Genomic DNA, 17,732 nt, shown 5'->3' with positions numbered 1-17,732 from the left:
AACTTGGTACAACAAACGATTCAACATCTTAACTGATGCTCTTAGTGATTTTATCTACGTAATTCTACGTATAAAAAAATGCCCTGATCAGACTCAGGACATTTTTTATATACTGACCAGCATGGACTTTATGCGATAAGGAAAAATGCTCCTGCTACCGTTAGCACGGATACTAACAGGCTTTGCAGATAACGTCCCACGCTATCTTTCTGGTTACCCAGAACAAAGCCAATAAGCAATAAGACTGACGTTGTCAGTACTAATCCGATGATCGCCTGCAAACCATTATTCGCCAGAATGAGTTCTTGACCATGAACAAAACCATGCATCAATCCAAATACGCTAGTTAAGGCAATCTGCCAGACAACATTGATTTTGGCACTCAATAGCAACACAACGCCCATAGCGATGACACTAACGGCAATGCCCATCTCAACTATATTGGACTGTCCCATAAAGGCGCCCATTGTCAGGCCTACAAGCAGAAAACTAATAAATAACGCTGGTATCTGAAAGCGATTCTGTGTCGGCGCCCGCGCTGCCCAGAAACCAATAGCCAACATCACTAATAAGTGATCAAGCCCGGTCAGCGGATGTAAAACACCACTCATAAATCCCACTGCATCATGTCCTGGATGTGCCATCGCAGACAGCGGCAATCCCATCAATGTCATGAATATCAAAAGGCTTTTTTTCATAATCAATTCCTCGTCATTTAGTTAGTGCAGCATTAAGCCTTGTTTTTCAATAAACAAGATAATCTCATCCAGACCTTGTTCATCTTTTAGATTGGTAAAAAAGAAAGGTCGCTCACCACGCATACGTTTCGCGTCCTCATCCATCACTTCTAATGATGCACCGACTAAAGGTGCCAGATCTGTTTTGTTAATAATGAGCAAATCAGATTTAGTGATGCCCGGCCCACCCTTACGCGGTATTTTTTCACCGGCCGATACGTCAATCACGTACAAGGTCAAATCCGAAAGCTCCGGGCTGAAAGTCGCTGCCAGATTATCGCCACCACTCTCAATAAACACGATATCCAATGGCTCGAAACGTTTACTGAGCTGTGCCACCGCTTCCAGATTCATCGATGCATCTTCACGAATCGCGGTATGTGGACAACCACCGGTTTCCACACCAATAATTCGGTCGGCAGACAGGGCTTCATTTCGGGTCAGAAACTGAGCATCTTCTTTGGTATAAATATCGTTGGTAACAACGGCAATATTATAGGTATCACGCAAACGCTTACATAAGGCCAGGGTTAATGCCGTTTTGCCTGAGCCAACCGGCCCGCCAATACCTACCCGTAATGGTTCTTTCATTCATACCTCACTTTAAGAACGGAATAATCTTGAATATTGTGTTTCATGTCGGCAACTGGCGATACTCAGAGCCGGACAGAAGTTACTGATATCATCATCAGCACATTGCATGGCCTGCTCTATGACTATCGTTATTTGTTCGCTGACAGCAACCAGAATTTGCTGCCCTGCCACCTGGCCTAAAGGAATCGCTTTCATCGCTGCACTGACCTGATTTTCTATCCATGACCAGGCATAAACATGCAGCATTTCATGCAAGCTTATCTGCCAGTTCACTGCCGTAGCCGCATACACCGTAGGGAAACTTGGCTCATCAATTGAAGCGACAACATCTAACATCGCTTGTGGCCAGGCATCTAAATCCTGTTGCAGACGTAATAAGGAATAGCCCATCTGTCTCGATTCAAGCCAGGTTTCAGCACTATCCCTACCCGCTTTATAATAACTATCCCAATGGTTTATGGCCGTTTCATCCATGCTCTGCCAGGCCATAAACAAACGTTTAATCACAGGCAATTCAAACTGGGCATAATAGGTCAGCAATACATCGCTGATCCAACGCTGTGCCGATGTTTTATCTGTGACATCACCCGACTCGATCGCCCATTCAAACCCTTGAGAATAGCTGTAGGCACCGATAGGTAATGCTGGACTGGCCAGTTGTAATAATCGGGAAAATGCTGCCGTGGTGGTCATGATTAATGATGGTGGTGATGTGAATGATCGTGATCGTGGTCGTGATCATCATGATGATGGTGATGACCACCGCCATAGGCACCGGCTTCAGGTTCAAACGGTGCTTGGGTTTCTTCCACATTCACATGCAATCCCAACAACATATCTTTTAATACATAATCGGCTTCCAGCTTTAACCAGCCGTCGCCAATTTCCAGCGGTACGTGACGATTACCCAAATGATAAGCCGCCCGCATCAGGGCATGAGCAGAATGGGTTGTGACAATCATCACTTGCTGATCAGCAGCTTGCACCTGAATGATAGAACCATCCTGTGCTTGCAGCACATCACCACCACGTAAGATTTCGCCTCTGGCCATAAAAATAGCCGCTTCCCGACCTGATGCCAGCTTGACCCGGATTCGACTTTTTTGACGTAAATCAAAACTCATCGACACCTTGTCATCAAAGTCGCTGATGTTGTTGTCTGTTAATTTTGTATGTATTTCAAGCATGCTCTTACTCTAAAAAAGAAAATAGCGTTGTGCCATCGGCAACTCTGTGGCCGGATCGCAAATCAATAATTCGCCATCTGCCAGCACCTGATAAGTTTCAGGATCGACGCTGATATCCGGTGTTGCATCGTTTAATACCATATCTTTTTTCGTTACCTGCCGGCAGTTTTTCACGGCGACAAGTGGTTTGGATAAGTTCAGATTTTTCACTTCTGGATTATCCATAGCCGCTTGCGATACAAAGGTTAATGAGCTTTTAAGCCCCTTACCAAAACTGGCAAACATCGGACGATAATGCACGGGCTGCGGTGTTGGGATTGAGGCATTAGGATCTCCCATCGCTGCTGAAGCAATGCTGCCCCCTTTTAAGATTAATGACGGTTTAACGCCAAAAAATGCCGGTCGCCATAACACCAAATCAGCAAATTTCCCTGGCTCGATTGAACCCACAATATGTGAAATGCCGTGAGTTATCGCTGGGTTAATAGTGTATTTAGCAATATACCGTTTAACCCGAAAGTTATCGGTATTGTCCGCGCCATCTTTGGTATCTTCCGGCAAAGTCCCACGTTGCACTTTCATTTTGTGAGCCGTTTGCCAGGTGCGCATAATCACTTCACCCACGCGTCCCATCGCCTGTGAATCGGATGACATCATCGCAAAGGCACCAGTGTCATGCAGAATATCCTCAGCGGCAATGGTTTCACGGCGAATCCGTGATTCCGCAAAAGCCACATCCTCAGCAATAGCCGGATCAAGGTGATGACACACCATCAACATATCCAGATGTTCATCCAGCGTATTCACAGTAAACGGTCGGGTCGGATTAGTTGATGACGGCAAGACATTTTGTGAGCTGATGGCTTTGATAATATCAGGCGCATGACCACCACCGGCACCTTCTGTATGGAAAGTATGAATGGTCCGGTTTTTAAATGCAGCTAAGGTGGTTTCCACAAAGCCCGATTCATTTAAGGTATCGGTATGAATCGCCACCTGAATATCCATTTCCTCTGCCACGCTCAAACAGTTATCAATCGCTGCCGGCGTGGTGCCCCAGTCCTCATGCAATTTCAGGCCAATGACACCCGCCTCGACTTGTTCACGGGCAGGTTCAGGCAAAGACACATTGCCTTTGCCAAAAAAGCCCATGTTCATAGGAAACGCTTCTGCCGCTTCCAGCATACGGTGAATATGCCATGATCCGGGCGTACAGGTAGTAGCAAAAGTCCCTGTTGCTGGTCCGGTGCCACCACCTAACATTGTTGTCACACCCGAGGTCAGGGCTTCTTCAATTTGTTGTGGGCAAATCCAGTGGATATGACTATCAATGCCACCGGCAGTCAGAATCATGCCTTCACCGGCAATAATCTCGGTACCGGCACCAATAGGAATAGTCACGTTAGGTTGAATATCTGGATTACCGGCTTTACCTATTTGCCAGATATGGCCATCTTTAAGACCCACATCAGCTTTGATAATGCCGGTGACTGCATCAATAATCAGTGCGTTAGTGATGACCGTATCCGCCACTTCTGCTGCAGGGAGTTGTGATTGCCCCATGCCATCGCGAATCACTTTGCCACCACCGAATTTGACTTCTTCCCCGTAAGTAGTGAGATCTTTTTCGACTTCAATCCACAGTTCGGTGTCTGCCAGGCGAACTCTGTCACCGACAGTGGGACCAAACATTTCAGCATAGGCCTGACGTGAAATTTTAAGACTCATGACAAGGCCCCCATCACTTTACCAGCAAAACCAAACACTGTTTGTGCCCCCGCCAGTTTCACCAGCTCGACGCTACGCATTTGCCCAGGTTCAAACCGGACAGCGGTGCCCGCAGCAATATTTAAACGAAAACCATAGGCCTGCTCACGATCAAACAGTAAAGCTTCGTTTACCTCATAAAAGTGGTAATGCGAGCCCACCTGAACAGGACGGTCACCTGAATTGGAGACGTCAATTAATTTTGTCTCACGCTGAACATTCAGCTCGATATCACCTTTTGCAAAACGCATTTCACCTGGAATCATTTTGTCACCTCACACTATCGGGTCGTGAACAGTAATTAACTTGGTGCCATCTGGAAACGTGGCTTCCACCTGAATTTCAGTGACCATTTCGGCAATGCCATCCATCACATCTTCACGGGTCAGTAAGGTCGTGCCATAACTCATCAAGTCACTCACACTGCGACCGTCTCTGGCACCTTCCATAATGGCAGCGGTGATATAGGCCACGGCTTCCGGGTAGTTTAATTTCACACCACGTTCTTTACGGCGTTCAGCTAATAATGCCGCGGTAAAAATCAGTAATTTATCTTTTTCTCTTGGCGTTAAATCCATGTCACAGGTCCTATAAAATGTTCAGGTTGCCCAGATGCGTGGGCGTATTGCTTGTGAATTTGCATACCATGGGCGCAGACAAGCCCATAGTCTTTCAAAATACTGACGTGCTTCTTGTGCACAGCTACCGATATAACGTGCCGTAAACACTTCTGGTAAGGCGGAAACGCCGTATTGGGCGTCAGAATTCAGTGTGATTTGTCGACATTGTTCAATGACAGCATCGGGTACTTCACCCGCGGTAACCACAAAGCTACCAAATACTGGAAACCCTCTCAGCCCGGCCAGCGCAGTGACAACATGGCTATCCGGTTTAAACACCGCGGTTTCCTGCCATAACAACCGTTGTTCACGCGATATTTCTAACACTTGTTTATAGCGGCCCTGCTGCCACTGTTCGCCACTGGCTTGTCGACCAAGGCAACTGATATCCCAGCCGGCGAAATGAGCGTATTGGCTTAATTTTACCTGTGTCTTTAAGGTGACATCAGCCCCATCAAACACAATATTTTCTTGTGGAAACCATTCAAGAAGACTGTGATCCGCCTGCTCTATATGCAGTGTTTGACTGGCCTCACGTCCTGCCGATTTATACCATTTGGTGGCACCCGGTGTGGTGATAAAGCTTTTGGCCGTTTTTGCCAAACTAAAGTTCAGTGCTAAACGGTCTCCACCTGCCACCCCCCCCGGTGGATGAATCACCAAAACATGTGTGGGAGTCGGGCCTTCCGGATATAAACATTTTTGAATCGTTAACGGCCCTGAATGAGCCTTTTTTGCCAGAATTGTTTTACCGTCACGTTCGATAAAAACTAACTGAAGACGGGCATCCCAGCCCGTCATTACGGTATTAAGTTGCGTTCTGTCTATCAATTGGGTCACGCATTCTGTCCTGTTTTCATGCCGTAAAGATAGCATGACTAAAACATCCTCTTTGCATAAAATCAAAGAGGATGTTGTTATTTTTACACTGTCAGGTATTGTTTGATTTTGGCTGCATCCACATTTTCACGCAGATCTTCATGAATCAAATTGCCTTTTTCGATCACCATAATCCGATCGGCAATATCCATCGTGAAGCTTAATACCTGCTCTGATACCACAATCGTTATCTCACGCATTTCACGGATTTCATTCAGTACTTTTGCAATATCTTTAATAATAGAAGGCTGAATACCTTCGGTTGGTTCATCCAAAAGCAAGACTTTGGGATTGGTCACCAGGGCACGGGCAATCGCCAGCTGTTGCTGTTGACCACCAGACAAGTTACCGCCTTTACGATGACGCATCTCATGTAACACAGGGAATAAGGAAAAAATATCTTCCGGAATTTTTTTCTGTTTACTGACCTGTAATCCGGTTTCAATATTTTCCTGCACGGTCAGATTGGGAAAAATCATCCGTCCCTGCGGTACATAAGCTAAGCCACTGGCAACACGTTTATAGCTATCCATACCATCTAAATCAGTCCCTTCTAATTCAACCTTCGTCGCCGAACTTGGCAAGATACCCATTAAGGATTTGAACAGTGTGGTTTTACCCATCCCGTTACGGCCCATAATGGCCAGTGTTTCATTTTTATTCGCTGAAAAGCTGATTTCATGAATCACTTCACTCTGGCCATAGCTGACTTTTAAGTTTTCTACTTCAAACATATCAATTTCCTCGCTATTCGCTTAATGGCCTAAATAAACTTCAACGACTTTCTCGTCTGACTGCACTTTATCCATAGCGCCTTCAGCCAGAATCTTGCCTTGATGTAATACGGTGACTTTGTGAGCAATCTTTTTCACAAACTCCATATCATGCTCAATCACAATCACCGAACGGTTTTTGCAGATACGATTCAACAATTCTGCTGTTTCGTCGCGTTCCTTCGCGCTCATACCGGCTACAGGCTCATCGAGCATTAATAGCTCTGGGTCTTGCATCAGTAACATACCTATTTCTAACCATTGTTTCTGACCATGACTCAAAACAGCGGCTTCGGTATCCAGTTCATCTAATAACTGAATCTCTTCCGCTATTCTTAATACAGTTTCTTTCACCTTTTCGTCAGCTTTGAAGAACAAGCTACCAAACACGCCCCGCCCTTCCGGATAAGACACCTCCAGATTTTCGTAAACCGTTAATGTTTCGTAAATCGATGGTGTCTGAAACTTACGTCCTACACCGGTACGAACAATTGCGTGCTCTGACAGTTTAGTAAGCTCTGTATTTTTAAACTTGATCGAGCCTGAGCTGGCTTTGGTTTTACCGCAAATCAAATCCAGTAAGGTGGTTTTACCAGCCCCGTTTGGGCCGATGACCACACGTAGCTCATTTTTATCGATATACAGATTCAATGAATCTACTGCCTTGAAGCCATCAAATGAGACGGTCAAATCTTCAATTGCCAACAGGAAATCAGTTTCAGTACCCATTATTTGGCTCCTTCTAATTCAGCTTTCGCTTCAGTTTTGATGTCAGTCTCTGCTTTTTTCTCGCCCAACAGACGTTGCATGAAAGGCAGCGTTCTGACGTATTTGTCATAAATACCGGCTAATCCATTCGGGAAGAACATCACCACAGCGATAAATAAACCGCCCATCAGGAATAACCAGACTTCAGGAAACGATTCTGAGAATGCTGTTTTCCCAGCATTAACTAGTAAGGTGCCATACACCACACCGATGAGCGACATACGTCCACCCACGGCAGCAAAAATAACCATTTCAATCGAAGGTACGATGCCGACAAATGATGGTGACATAAAGCCAACCTGCAAAGTGAACATAGCGCCACCAATGGCTGAAATCACAGCAGCCAGACAGAAGATAAAGATTTTAAAGCTGGCTACGTCATAACCAGAGAAGCGAACACGATCTTCTTTATCTTTCATCGCCAGTAGCAGTCGACCAAATTTACTGGTCAGTACAAAACGGCTGACACAGATAACCGCCAGTAATAACACTGCATTGACGAAATATAAGACGTACTTCGCTGAATCTGGACGAATACTCCAGCCATTTAAGGTTTTTAGGTCAGTAATACCATTGATACCACCGGTGTAACCTTGTTGACCGACAATCAAAATAGTCAAAATCAAAGCGACAACCTGAGTAATGATGGCAAAATAAACTCCACTTACCCGACGTTTAAACATGGATACACCAATAAGATAGGCAAAGGCTGCTGGCACGACAAATATCGCCAGAATCGCCACCCATAGGTGCTCGAAAGGTACCCAGAACCAGGGTAATTCTGTTAACTGATTCCAGTCCATAAAATCAGGAATACCTGGTGTGGATTGAATGGCGGTACTCTCCGGATCCGATGCTTCCAGTTTCAGAAACATCGCCATTGCGTAGCCACCGAGGCCAAAAAATACACCTTGTCCTAAACTCAGAATGCCGCCGTATCCCCAAAGTAAAACCAGACTGACCGCGGCAAAGGCGTAAGTCAGGTATTTCCCCACCAGGTTAAGGCGGAAAATATCCAGTGCCAGCGGCAATACAATCAGAATAAGCAGCGCAAGGATGCCAATACCGATGGCGCCGTTTCTGCCACCCAATAATCTGTCATAGACAAAATTCATATGGTTATCTCCTACTGCTTATTTACGAACTTTATTGGCAAACAGACCTTCTGGACGAATCATCAGAATGATAACGATCGTCAGTAATGTCAGCACTTTTGCCATAGAACCACTGATAAAGAACTCCAGAATCGATTGCGCCTGGGCAATACTGAAGGCTGAAGCTATCGTGCCGAATAAACTTGCAGCACCACCGAAAACCACCACCATAAAGGTGTCAACAATATAGAGAGAACCTGTTGTTGGACCTGTTGATGCGATAGTGGTAAATGCTGCACCAGCCACACCGGCAATGCCACAACCAAGCGCAAAGGTCATACGATCCACTTTTTGGGTATTAATACCCACTGCACCACTCATTACACGGTTTTGGGTGGTAGCACGGACATTAAGTCCCCAGGTTGAGCGATACATCAGAATAAAGACGCCAAAGGTCACTAACGCGGTTAAACCCAGTACAAACAAGCCATTAATCGGTATAAATACCGTATCTGTTGGCATCCATGACCCCATTAACCAGTCTGGTAATGTTGGGCTGACTTCACGTGCGCCGAACAGAGAACGAAAAATCTGTTGCATGATCAAGCTTAATCCCCATGTCGCTAACAGCGTATCCAGAGGACGTTTGTATAGATGCCTGATAAGCAGCCACTCAACAAAGTAGCCAATAACGCCAGCCACAAAAAATGAGGCGACGATAGCAAAAATAAAGTAATAACTCAGAAAATCAGGAAAGTATTTTTCTGTCATGACTGACAGTATGTAGGTCGTATAAGCCCCTACTGCCATAAACTCGCCATGGGCCATATTAATGACGCCCATCTGCCCGAAAATAATTGCAAGGCCCAGTGCCATTAAAAGTAGAACACTGAATAAACTCAAACCAGCAAACCCTTGCATGGCCAGAATTGATGTCAATTCTTGTATTGAATAATCGCCCATAACGCTACTCCGAAGGTGATCTGAAAAGAGTGATTGAAACGTGTTTAAGAGAGGGCAAGCTGCTTATGCAGCCTGCCCATCTTGGTACTGCGGTCTATTGATAACCTGCTGGGAATGGATTTGGTTCGATCAGTTCTGGTGATTCGTAAATCACTTTCGCTTGACCATCTTTTTGCCATTCAGCTACGCGAGTGTAGCTCCACAGATGGTGGTTTGGATGTAACTTCACATAACCTTCAGGTGCTGTTTTCAGCTCAATATCACCTTCTTCTGAAGCAGCCACCACTTTATCGACATCAAAGCTGCCAGCTTTTTCAACAGCTGCTTTCCATAACCATGGGCCTAAGTAAGCCGCTTGCGTCACGTCACCAATAACGCTGTCATCGCCATGCATTTCTTTAAAGGCTTTAACGAAAGCTTTATTGTTGTCGTTATCCAGACTTTGGAAATACTTCATAACTGAGTAGAAACCGACCAGGTTTTCACCACCGATACCTAAGACTTCATCTTCAGTAACAGAAATTGTGACCAGCGTTTGTTTCGCACCAGTAATACCTGCTGCATTTAACTGCTTGAACCATGCAACATTAGAACCACCAACAACAGCCGCGAAAATAACGTCAGGTTTTTTCAGACGGATTTTGTTAATAACCGAACCGAACTGTGTATCACCTAATGGTTTGTACTCTTCACCCACTACTTTGCCACCTAAGACATTTTCGATATGTTTACGGGCAATTTTCATTGATGTACGTGGCCAGATGTAATCAGAGCCAATCAGATAATACGTTTTTGCACCTTTTTCTTTCGCTACCCAATCCAAACCCGCTAAGATTTGTTGAGTCGCTTCCTGACCGGTGTAGATGACATTATGTGATTGTTCCAGACCTTCGTAGAACGTTGGGTAGTAAAGCAGACCATTTTGCTGTTCGAATACAGGTAATGCCGCTTTACGTGAAGCAGAAGTCCAGCAACCAAATACGGCAGCAACGTGATCGTTCACTAATAATTTACGTGATTTTTCAGCAAACGTAGGCCAGTCACTCGCACCATCTTCCTGGATGATTTCAATTTGACGACCTAAAATACCGCCTGATTCATTGATTTGTTTAATCGCCAGTTTTTCAGCTTCTTGAGCACCGGTTTCACTGATAGCCATGGTGCCTGTCAGTGAGTGCAGAATACCGACTTTAACTGTGTCGTCAGTAATAGCCAGACCGGTCGTGTTCACCGCCGCTGTCGGGTAATCTTCAGCCATCGCTGATGTACTAATGAAGCCTGCCGCTATCATTGCGCCCAGTAAAGCGCCTGTTTTACCTAAGAATTTTCTTCGACTAAAATGTTTCATTGATTAATCTCCAGTTTTAAAACAATGTTTGGTTACTCAGTGACCGAGCATCCAAGGTCGTGCGGTTTTCTTTGTTTGCATCAATAGGCCGTTTCCTTGTTTATTTTCGTTAGAAGATGAAGTGTCTTTTTGCGATGTCGAGCAAGTGTGCGAGCCTGAACAACCACAGCTGGAACGACGTGCTTGTCTCGGGGCATGTGCCGATTTTTCATTACGCTCAAACGCTTTTTTTCTGCCACTGTCCATCAGAGCAAGATTAGGCGCTGAAATAATGCGTGCTGCTGGCTCACCACAGTTTTCACACGTGCAGGGCAAGCTGGATTCACTCATTTTGCGTAAGGCCGAAAATTCGCCACATTGCTCACATCGGTAGTCGTAAATAGGCATCGCACTCTTCCTCTAATCAATTAAGATGTTTTCGCTGTATCAATACCTGGAGTCACCAGCTCTAATGGGCCGTCTGGATTAGGCATGATGTCGAAATCAAAGATCTCAGTGGGTAACCACAAGGTCGCACAGGCATTTGGTACATCAACGATGCCGCTGATATGACCTTCAACCGGTGCTGTACCAAGAATGGAGACGGCCTGCTGACCGCTGTAACCAAATTTCTTCATGTACTCAATGGCGTTCAAACACGCTTGTTTGTATGCCACGTTAACGTCGAGGTAATGTTGTTTACCTTGTTCATCAACTGAAATACCTTCAAAAATCAAGTAATCACGGTACTTAGGCTCAACCACACTGGGTTTGAACAGTGGGTTTTTTATGCCGTATTTCTTAACGCCGCCTTTGATTAAGTTGACGCGGATATCTAAGTAACCCGCCATCTCAATCGCACCACAGAATGTGATCTCGCCATCACCTTGAGAGAAGTGAAGGTCCCCCATAGAAAGACCACCGTCTTTCACATACACAGGGAAATAAATACGAGAACCTTTGGTCAGGTTTTTAATGTCGCAGTTACCACCGTGTTCACGAGGTGGCACAGTACGAGCACCGGTTTTAGCTGCAGCAACTGCTTCGTCACCTTTCATTCTGCCCATAACGGCTGATTTTTCTTCAGGTGGGCAAGCTAACATCGGTACACGGTCAGGATCTGTCGCAATCAAATCGGCTTCACGCTGATTCCACTCTTCCAGCATTTCTTTTGATGGCAAACAACCAATCAAACCAGGATGCATAATGCCGGCAAACTGCACGTTTGGAATATGACGTGATGTGGTGTAAATACCGTGGAAATCCCAAATAGACTTACTTGCATCAGGGAAATGATCGGTTAAGAAACCACCACCGTTTTCTTTAGCAAATAAACCGTTAAACCCCCATTGCTGATCTTCAAAGGTGCCGACATCCAGAATGTCTACCACCATTAAATCACCAGGCTCAGCCCCTTCAACACCAATCGGACCACTTAAATAGTGAACCTGGGTTAAATCAACATCGCGGATATCGTTGGCGCTGTCGTTGTTACCAATTTGGCCACCGGTCCAGTCCATACATTCAACACGGAACTCATCACCGGGCTTGACCATGGCGATCATGGGTATATCTGGGTGCCAACGGTTATGGATTTGACCGTCCTGCTCCCATGGCTTTTTATCTAAATCAAGTTTTACTATCGTTTTCATTAGGTTCCTCCTTCTACTAGAACTGAAGTTGGGTACTGATGACAAAAGCGTCATCATCTGATTCGTTGGTGACTTCAAGATTTCTGTAAACGGCTGTGATTTGAGCGTTGTAGCCATCAATGATGTAGTTCACACCAAAATCGGTGCGTTCTGTTTCAATGTCGTTGTCTGCATCAAAGTTTTGGTAATGGACAAACGGCATGAACTGACCCCAACCCACTTTTTGGTTGAAGATATATCCAGCGCCTACGGCGTAAGCTTCACCTTGTTCAGATAAGAAAACATCATCAGTGTCATAGTCGTAATAAGCCGCTTCAAAAGACACTGCACCAGCAGATAGTTTTTTCTCAATCAACAGATCAGCACCATATTGGCTATAGTCACCAATATCAGTCGCAGAGATAGCACCGTCACCTTTAGAACGGCCGAATACCCCAATGGTGAAAATATCTTTTTGACCTAAGTAGTTACCTGTTCCGTAGTAACCTGGCTCTTTATCCCAGAAGCTGTATTGCAGACGACCGGCATACATCAAATCATCACTAGCACCAGCAGCTGCCCCGGCATCACCTTCATTAAATGCTGTTTGAGTCGATGCACCTTCACCTAAGCTGTAGTAAAAGATTTTGTCTGCTTCGAATGCACCAAATGAATAAGCAAGACGTTGATCTAAAGTAGTACCAACAATGGCAACACCTTCATCACGACCAATCGTGCCGCCATTCCAGCCATAACGTGCTGCAATGTTTTGCCAATAACCATCACCAGAAGTGTAATAAGGACCAGCCATATTGGCGCGACTACTTGGTGATAAGAAACGACCTGCCCAGATAGCTACATCAGGTGTAAATTGAAAAATACCCGCAGCATCAATAATTTTCATTGACTCATCGCTGTTCATTTCAGTGTTAAACATACCTTTGATGTATTTGTTTAACGAACCCGAAACGTAAAGTCTGGCACTGTCCAAATTAAAATCATTCGAACGTCCACCGTCAGCTGCACCATCTTCAGCACTGGTGTAGCTGCCACGCATGCCAAAACCGACGCTGACATATTGATCTTCACCAAACGTGATCGTGCCAGCTGCTTGTGACACGGTAGGTGCCATCATTGCAGAACTGGCGAGAGCCACTGCATAGGTGAGAGAGTTGAGTTTCATTTTCATTCTAATTGCCCCTGTTAGCCATCCAAGAAAAGAAAAAGTCGCAAACGTACTGTTCGCGTCAGGAGCAATACTAGTGAGCTGGGTCAGAAGCTTGAATACGTGAAATTGCGTAGAAACAGATCTGACTTGTTCAGGTAATCTGTAGCCATGTTAAAGAGTCATCAAGGAAAGGCGGATGTTTCAAAAACGAAAATTTAATAAGACGCTTGCCATCACCACGATGGGCATTTTGAGTATATCGGTCTCAGCATGTGGTGAGTTCAGTTACAAACGCGGCGCATCCGTCCGTGATTTTCAGCAAGAAAAGAATGTCTGTGCTGCCAGTACAAATACAGAGGCACAAACAAAAAAATGCTTAAAAGAGAATGGCTGGATCGTTTTAGATTTGGATAACAAGGCTAATGAAGAGGCTGCTAAAACCGGGAGCCCGGCCAATAAAGCTGTGATTCATGGTAGCTATACCAAAAGCTCACCCGACCAGTTTATAGCTGAAAAGGCAACAGACACTGAAATTGAGCCTGCACCTCTGCCTGCTGATCCACTCCAACCGGTCGGTGTCAGCTCGTGGTGGAAAGCGGGTGCAGGTCCTGAGCAATTACTCGCAGAAGGTCAAGTCTGCAAAAATGGTTTAAGTAAAGAGCACCCAATCAACGGTAATTTTAGCCAGGTTACCGTTGGCTTTATTGAGTGTATGGCAGAGAAAGGCTGGAAAGTCTGGCTTAAATAACTCTCTCGTCCTCGGTACCGCCAGTACACCTTCTAGTACTGGCGGTTTTTTTATTCTGATATCGGGGCTAACCAGTTAGTGCCACCTAATTTACGTTGCTGTGCCAAGTTCCAGCGTGCCCGGTCAATAAGATGTTGGGCGGGTCTTGCCGGATCGTATTTCAACGGACTTGGCAGGGTTGATGCCAACAGTGCGGCTTGCATATCCGTCAGCTGTGAAGCCTGTTTGGCAAAGTGATATTCACTGGCGGCTTCAATACCAAAAACACCTTTCCCCCACTCGGCAATATTCAAATACACTTCCAGAATGCGTTGCTTGCCCCAGGTCAGTTCAATTAAAGAAGTAAACCAGACTTCCAGACCTTTTCTTATCCAGCTTCTACCTGTCCACAGGAACATATTTTTAGCGACCTGCTGACTGATGGTACTGGCACCACGTAATCGCCCGCCATCCTCAGCTTCGTTAAGTGCCTTCATAATGGCATCAACGTCAAAGCCCTGATGCAGAGGAAAACGCTGATCTTCAGAGGTTATCACCGCAAGCGCCACTTTTTTGGGAATTTGCTCCCAGCTCAGCCAGGTTTGATGAATCGTATAATCATCATGGGTCAGCCAGCGTTCCACCATCACCATACTGACCGGTGGGTTTAACCAACGAAACGGTAAAACGATAAGCAAGCTTATCACTAGCCAGCCCAGCATGCTGTAGAGTATTAACTTTATAAAAAAACGTCTTATTTTATTCAGCATAATTGCCTTTGCTTTTCCTCAGGCCTGGTTAATTAGGCACCTTATGATCATCCTGATATTATTTAGCATTGCGATACGAAGCTATACGTCCCATGCTAAATACTCTTTCTATTCTGTTGCCCATTTTTGGGCTGATTGCGGCGGGTTTTATCAGTAGAAAAACCGGTGTACTTGGTCCGACTGCTGCCAGTGAATTAAATCGTTACGTCGTCTGGCTTGCCTTACCTGCCTTGTTGTTCGATATTATGGCACATAGCCACTGGCAGGCTTTATTTCTGCCTGCTTTTATCAATGTTTACTTATTGGGTACGGGCATAATCTTTTTACTGATTCTTGTCTGGCGACTTTCACAAGGCAAACATTTAGCGGATGCCAGTGTTGATGGCGTAGCGGCGGCCTATTCTAATACCGGCTATGTTGGTTTTCCTTTATTATTTTTGGTGTTCGGTGCATCCAGTCAGGTACCCACAACTATCGCATCGATTATTGTGGTTTGTATCTTATTCTCTATCGCCATTATGTTAATCGAAACCGGTTTACAGGCTGAGAAAGCGCTACACTTACGGATAAAAAGTGTGTTGTCTGCCGTATTTCGTAACCCATTAGTTGTCTCCCCTATCGCCGGTGTAATGGTAGCTGCGTCAGGTTTTACCATCCCTGGCAGTGTCGAAACATTTCTGCATATTTTGTCTGACTCTGCTAGCCCATGTGCATTGGTGAGCTTAGGCTTGTTTCTGGCAACTAGCCGCAGTGAAATGCCAAGTAATAATGACAACGAGAAACGTGTCGCCTGGGTATTAACCTTTACAAAACTCGCCATACAACCACTTCTTGTCGCCGTATTGGCGTTCTGGGTGTTTGATATGGATAGGACATTAGCCATGATGGCTGTCTTACTGGCCGCATTACCGACAGGCACTGGCCCTTTTATGCTTGCCGAGTTTTACCAACGGGATGCCTATATCACAGCACAGACCATCATGTTCTCCACCGTTATTTCATTACTGACACTGACGGTATTGTTAAATATGCTGTGAAATCACATTAGGCGTTCAAAGCAGTTTTTTGTAGTATAAACAGGCTTATTTACTTTTACTGGAATCACATATGAAAAAGATCATCATCGCAGCACTGCTGGCAACATTACTCGGCTGTACTTCGGCATCCCCAAAGCAGTACTATCGTCCGGCGGGTGCTGAACAACAAGTGGAAGTCTATGGCCGCTTTGATCAAATCAGCTTTGAACATCAAGTCTTAATTAACGGCAATGTGGTGATTGATGGCCAGCTATCATACAACTACGATGATGGTCATTTTAGTGGTGAATATGAAGGCATGACCGTGACTTCAGACTGCAAATGGAAGTTGAAAAAAGATTTGACGTGTTTAGTTAAAATCAATGACGAAATGGCCGCCACGCTGACATTTTAGAAGCTATTGAGTAGTTATCACTTGAGGCTTTTGCTCTAGTGATAACTACTTTTTGTCATCAGACAGTTCCTTCATTACCTTTTCAAACTCTGCTTTATTTTCTCTAACAGCAGCAACACACTCTGCATCTAGTTTATTCGCCTGTTGCATTTTTTCCAGTTCCGCTATGGCATCGTCTAAAGGCCACGGTTTTTTGTAGGGACGCTGACAAGTCAGCGCATCAAAGATGTCTGCCACGGTTGCAATTCTGGCTTCCAGAGGAATCTCATCCCCTTTCAGACCTTTTGGATAGCCTGAACCGTCGATATATTCATGATGACAGGCAACGATATTACGCATCATATCGGTATCACGCATATCTACCAGGTTGTAGTCATTAAGCACTTGCTCAAGCATATCTATCCCCTTGATAACATGCGTTTTCATAATGCTACGTTCATCATCATCTAATCGACCGGGTTTATTAAGAATAGTGTCAGAAATACCAATCTTGCCAATATCGTGCAAGCGGGCAAACAAATACACATGTTCAATAAACTCATCACTTAAGCGATGCTTCTTAGCCAAGTGCGTGGCAATAATCCTGGCATAACAGGCCATACGATCAAGATGTAAGCCCGTTTCAAAATCTCTGAAGTCAGTGAAATCTCTGGCAGCCCTGACTGTCGCCAAGAGCGTATTAACCAGTGATAATTCTTCATTGATCATCATGGATATAAACTGACCGTACAAACTCAAGGTAATCTTTGCAGGATCGCTCAGGTTATCAGGCGAAGACAACATCTCAAAACAAACAAAACCAATGAATCTTTGTCCTTGTTTTATGGGGATAATGAACGCCGCATGACTTTGTGGATCTTGTTTAAAATGTTGCCAAACCGGTTCGTCAGCATCGAAAAATACGAGCTTGCCTTCTTCTTGTTGACAGAGTGTAAACAAAGCCTGATTAGGCTTTAAACGAAGACTTTCTTCATATCCATCATTAGTGAAGTGATGACTACTCAGAAATTTTTTTAGTGAATCTGTTTTCTCATCATAGAGCAGGCAAGATGAATGCGTTATTTGAGGCAAACTCTGTCGCAAACATTCATGAAGGACTTGCAAGCGACCATTGAGCGTATCTGGTTTATTGGCCAGAAGCGATATTACTTTTGCATCCATTTTACGCCTCCTCAACACTGCACTTTCCATTAAGAACAGTGTTATCAATCAATTAATGAGTGCGACAAGAATCCGTCTTGTTAGTTGCTTTCTGTTATTATTCGCATGCCTTTGTGGCAATACGGCTTACTCAAT

21 protein-coding genes are annotated in these 17,732 nt (G+C 44.9%); 3 read left to right on the top strand and 18 right to left on the bottom strand.

The window, feature by feature from the left end; all coding sequences use genetic code 11:
• Window positions 1-128 precede the first annotated feature (128 nt).
• The 16 genes from B2248_RS01070 to B2248_RS00995 all read right to left on the bottom strand — a co-directional run bounded on the left by B2248_RS01070 (window position 129) and on the right by B2248_RS00995 (window position 13,529).
• Complete coding sequence (locus tag B2248_RS01070) at window positions 129-698, bottom strand: HupE/UreJ family protein (RefSeq protein WP_007145293.1); 570 nt, start codon at window positions 696-698, stop codon at window positions 129-131.
• 21 nt (window positions 699-719) lie between these two features.
• A complete protein-coding gene (gene ureG, locus B2248_RS01065; protein ID WP_007145294.1) occupies window positions 720-1,328 on the bottom strand; it encodes an urease accessory protein UreG in 609 nt (202 codons plus the stop codon).
• Between the two features lie 12 nt (window positions 1,329-1,340).
• Entirely contained in the window at window positions 1,341-2,024 is a 684-nt protein-coding gene (locus tag B2248_RS01060; protein ID WP_273181541.1) for an urease accessory protein UreF, read from the bottom strand.
• A 2-nt stretch (window positions 2,025-2,026) separates the two neighbouring features.
• Window positions 2,027-2,518, bottom strand: coding sequence for an urease accessory protein UreE (gene ureE / locus B2248_RS01055; protein ID WP_273181545.1), 492 nt, complete (start codon window positions 2,516-2,518; stop codon window positions 2,027-2,029).
• 9 nt (window positions 2,519-2,527) lie between these two features.
• Window positions 2,528-4,246 (bottom strand): urease subunit alpha, encoded by a 1,719-nt coding sequence (gene ureC / locus B2248_RS01050; RefSeq protein WP_273181546.1) that lies wholly within the window; start codon window positions 4,244-4,246, stop codon window positions 2,528-2,530.
• Window positions 4,243-4,551 (bottom strand): urease subunit beta, encoded by a 309-nt coding sequence (locus tag B2248_RS01045; RefSeq protein ID WP_273181547.1) that lies wholly within the window; start codon window positions 4,549-4,551, stop codon window positions 4,243-4,245. Before B2248_RS01045 ends, ureC begins: the two co-directional genes overlap by 4 nt.
• A 9-nt stretch (window positions 4,552-4,560) precedes the next feature.
• Window positions 4,561-4,863 (bottom strand): urease subunit gamma, encoded by a 303-nt coding sequence (locus B2248_RS01040; RefSeq protein WP_273181549.1) that lies wholly within the window; start codon window positions 4,861-4,863, stop codon window positions 4,561-4,563.
• Window positions 4,864-4,884: 21 nt separating this feature from the next.
• Window positions 4,885-5,745, bottom strand: coding sequence for an urease accessory protein UreD (locus tag B2248_RS01035; RefSeq protein ID WP_273181551.1), 861 nt, complete (start codon window positions 5,743-5,745; stop codon window positions 4,885-4,887).
• 83 nt (window positions 5,746-5,828) lie between these two features.
• Window positions 5,829-6,518: an urea ABC transporter ATP-binding subunit UrtE gene (gene urtE, locus B2248_RS01030; RefSeq protein ID WP_007145301.1), complete on the bottom strand. Its 690-nt coding sequence runs from the start codon at window positions 6,516-6,518 to the stop codon at window positions 5,829-5,831.
• A 21-nt stretch (window positions 6,519-6,539) separates the two neighbouring features.
• Window positions 6,540-7,286, bottom strand: a complete 747-nt coding sequence (gene urtD, locus B2248_RS01025; protein WP_007145302.1) for an urea ABC transporter ATP-binding protein UrtD — start codon at window positions 7,284-7,286, stop codon at window positions 6,540-6,542.
• Complete coding sequence (gene urtC / locus B2248_RS01020) at window positions 7,286-8,440, bottom strand: urea ABC transporter permease subunit UrtC (protein WP_273181554.1); 1,155 nt, start codon at window positions 8,438-8,440, stop codon at window positions 7,286-7,288. Before urtC ends, urtD begins: the two co-directional genes overlap by 1 nt.
• Before the next feature lie 18 nt (window positions 8,441-8,458).
• Window positions 8,459-9,382, bottom strand: coding sequence for an urea ABC transporter permease subunit UrtB (gene urtB / locus B2248_RS01015; protein ID WP_273181556.1), 924 nt, complete (start codon window positions 9,380-9,382; stop codon window positions 8,459-8,461).
• A gap of 94 nt (window positions 9,383-9,476) precedes the next feature.
• Window positions 9,477-10,730, bottom strand: coding sequence for an urea ABC transporter substrate-binding protein (gene urtA, locus B2248_RS01010; RefSeq protein WP_273181557.1), 1,254 nt, complete (start codon window positions 10,728-10,730; stop codon window positions 9,477-9,479).
• Window positions 10,731-10,766: 36 nt separating this feature from the next.
• Complete coding sequence (locus B2248_RS01005) at window positions 10,767-11,117, bottom strand: FmdB family zinc ribbon protein (protein ID WP_007145306.1); 351 nt, start codon at window positions 11,115-11,117, stop codon at window positions 10,767-10,769.
• 20 nt (window positions 11,118-11,137) lie between these two features.
• Window positions 11,138-12,361, bottom strand: coding sequence for a formamidase (gene fmdA / locus B2248_RS01000; RefSeq protein ID WP_273181560.1), 1,224 nt, complete (start codon window positions 12,359-12,361; stop codon window positions 11,138-11,140).
• A 16-nt stretch (window positions 12,362-12,377) separates the two neighbouring features.
• A complete protein-coding gene (locus B2248_RS00995) occupies window positions 12,378-13,529 on the bottom strand; it encodes a hypothetical protein (RefSeq protein WP_007145308.1) in 1,152 nt (383 codons plus the stop codon).
• Between the two features lie 175 nt (window positions 13,530-13,704).
• On the opposite strand from B2248_RS00995, the gene B2248_RS00990 reads away from it, so the two are divergent.
• Window positions 13,705-14,256, top strand: coding sequence for a hypothetical protein (locus B2248_RS00990; protein WP_273181563.1), 552 nt, complete (start codon window positions 13,705-13,707; stop codon window positions 14,254-14,256).
• A gap of 50 nt (window positions 14,257-14,306) precedes the next feature.
• Here the strand turns inward: B2248_RS00990 and mtgA are convergent, their stop codons facing one another.
• Window positions 14,307-15,005, bottom strand: a complete 699-nt coding sequence (gene mtgA, locus B2248_RS00985; protein WP_273181564.1) for a monofunctional biosynthetic peptidoglycan transglycosylase — start codon at window positions 15,003-15,005, stop codon at window positions 14,307-14,309.
• A 92-nt stretch (window positions 15,006-15,097) separates the two neighbouring features.
• Here mtgA and B2248_RS00980 point away from each other — a divergent pair, with 92 nt between their 5' ends.
• Window positions 15,098-16,042, top strand: coding sequence for an AEC family transporter (locus tag B2248_RS00980; RefSeq protein WP_273181567.1), 945 nt, complete (start codon window positions 15,098-15,100; stop codon window positions 16,040-16,042).
• A gap of 70 nt (window positions 16,043-16,112) precedes the next feature.
• Window positions 16,113-16,436 carry a hypothetical protein gene (locus B2248_RS00975; RefSeq protein WP_007145312.1) on the top strand — a complete coding sequence of 108 codons (324 nt, stop codon included), beginning with the start codon at window positions 16,113-16,115 and terminating at the stop codon, window positions 16,434-16,436.
• Between the two features lie 45 nt (window positions 16,437-16,481).
• Here B2248_RS00975 and B2248_RS00970 read toward each other — a convergent pair whose 3' ends face one another.
• On the bottom strand, window positions 16,482-17,597 hold the full coding sequence (locus B2248_RS00970) for an HD-GYP domain-containing protein (RefSeq protein WP_273181570.1): 1,116 nt from the start codon (window positions 17,595-17,597) through the stop codon (window positions 16,482-16,484).
• Window positions 17,598-17,732 lie beyond the last annotated feature (135 nt).

It is taken from the genome of Methylophaga sp. UBA2012 (assembly GCF_002335235.1).
Classification (GTDB): domain Bacteria; phylum Pseudomonadota; class Gammaproteobacteria; order Nitrosococcales; family Methylophagaceae; genus Methylophaga; species Methylophaga thalassica.
Note: the sequence above shows the minus strand (reverse complement) of the source record. Positions and strands in the feature narration are given on the sequence as shown.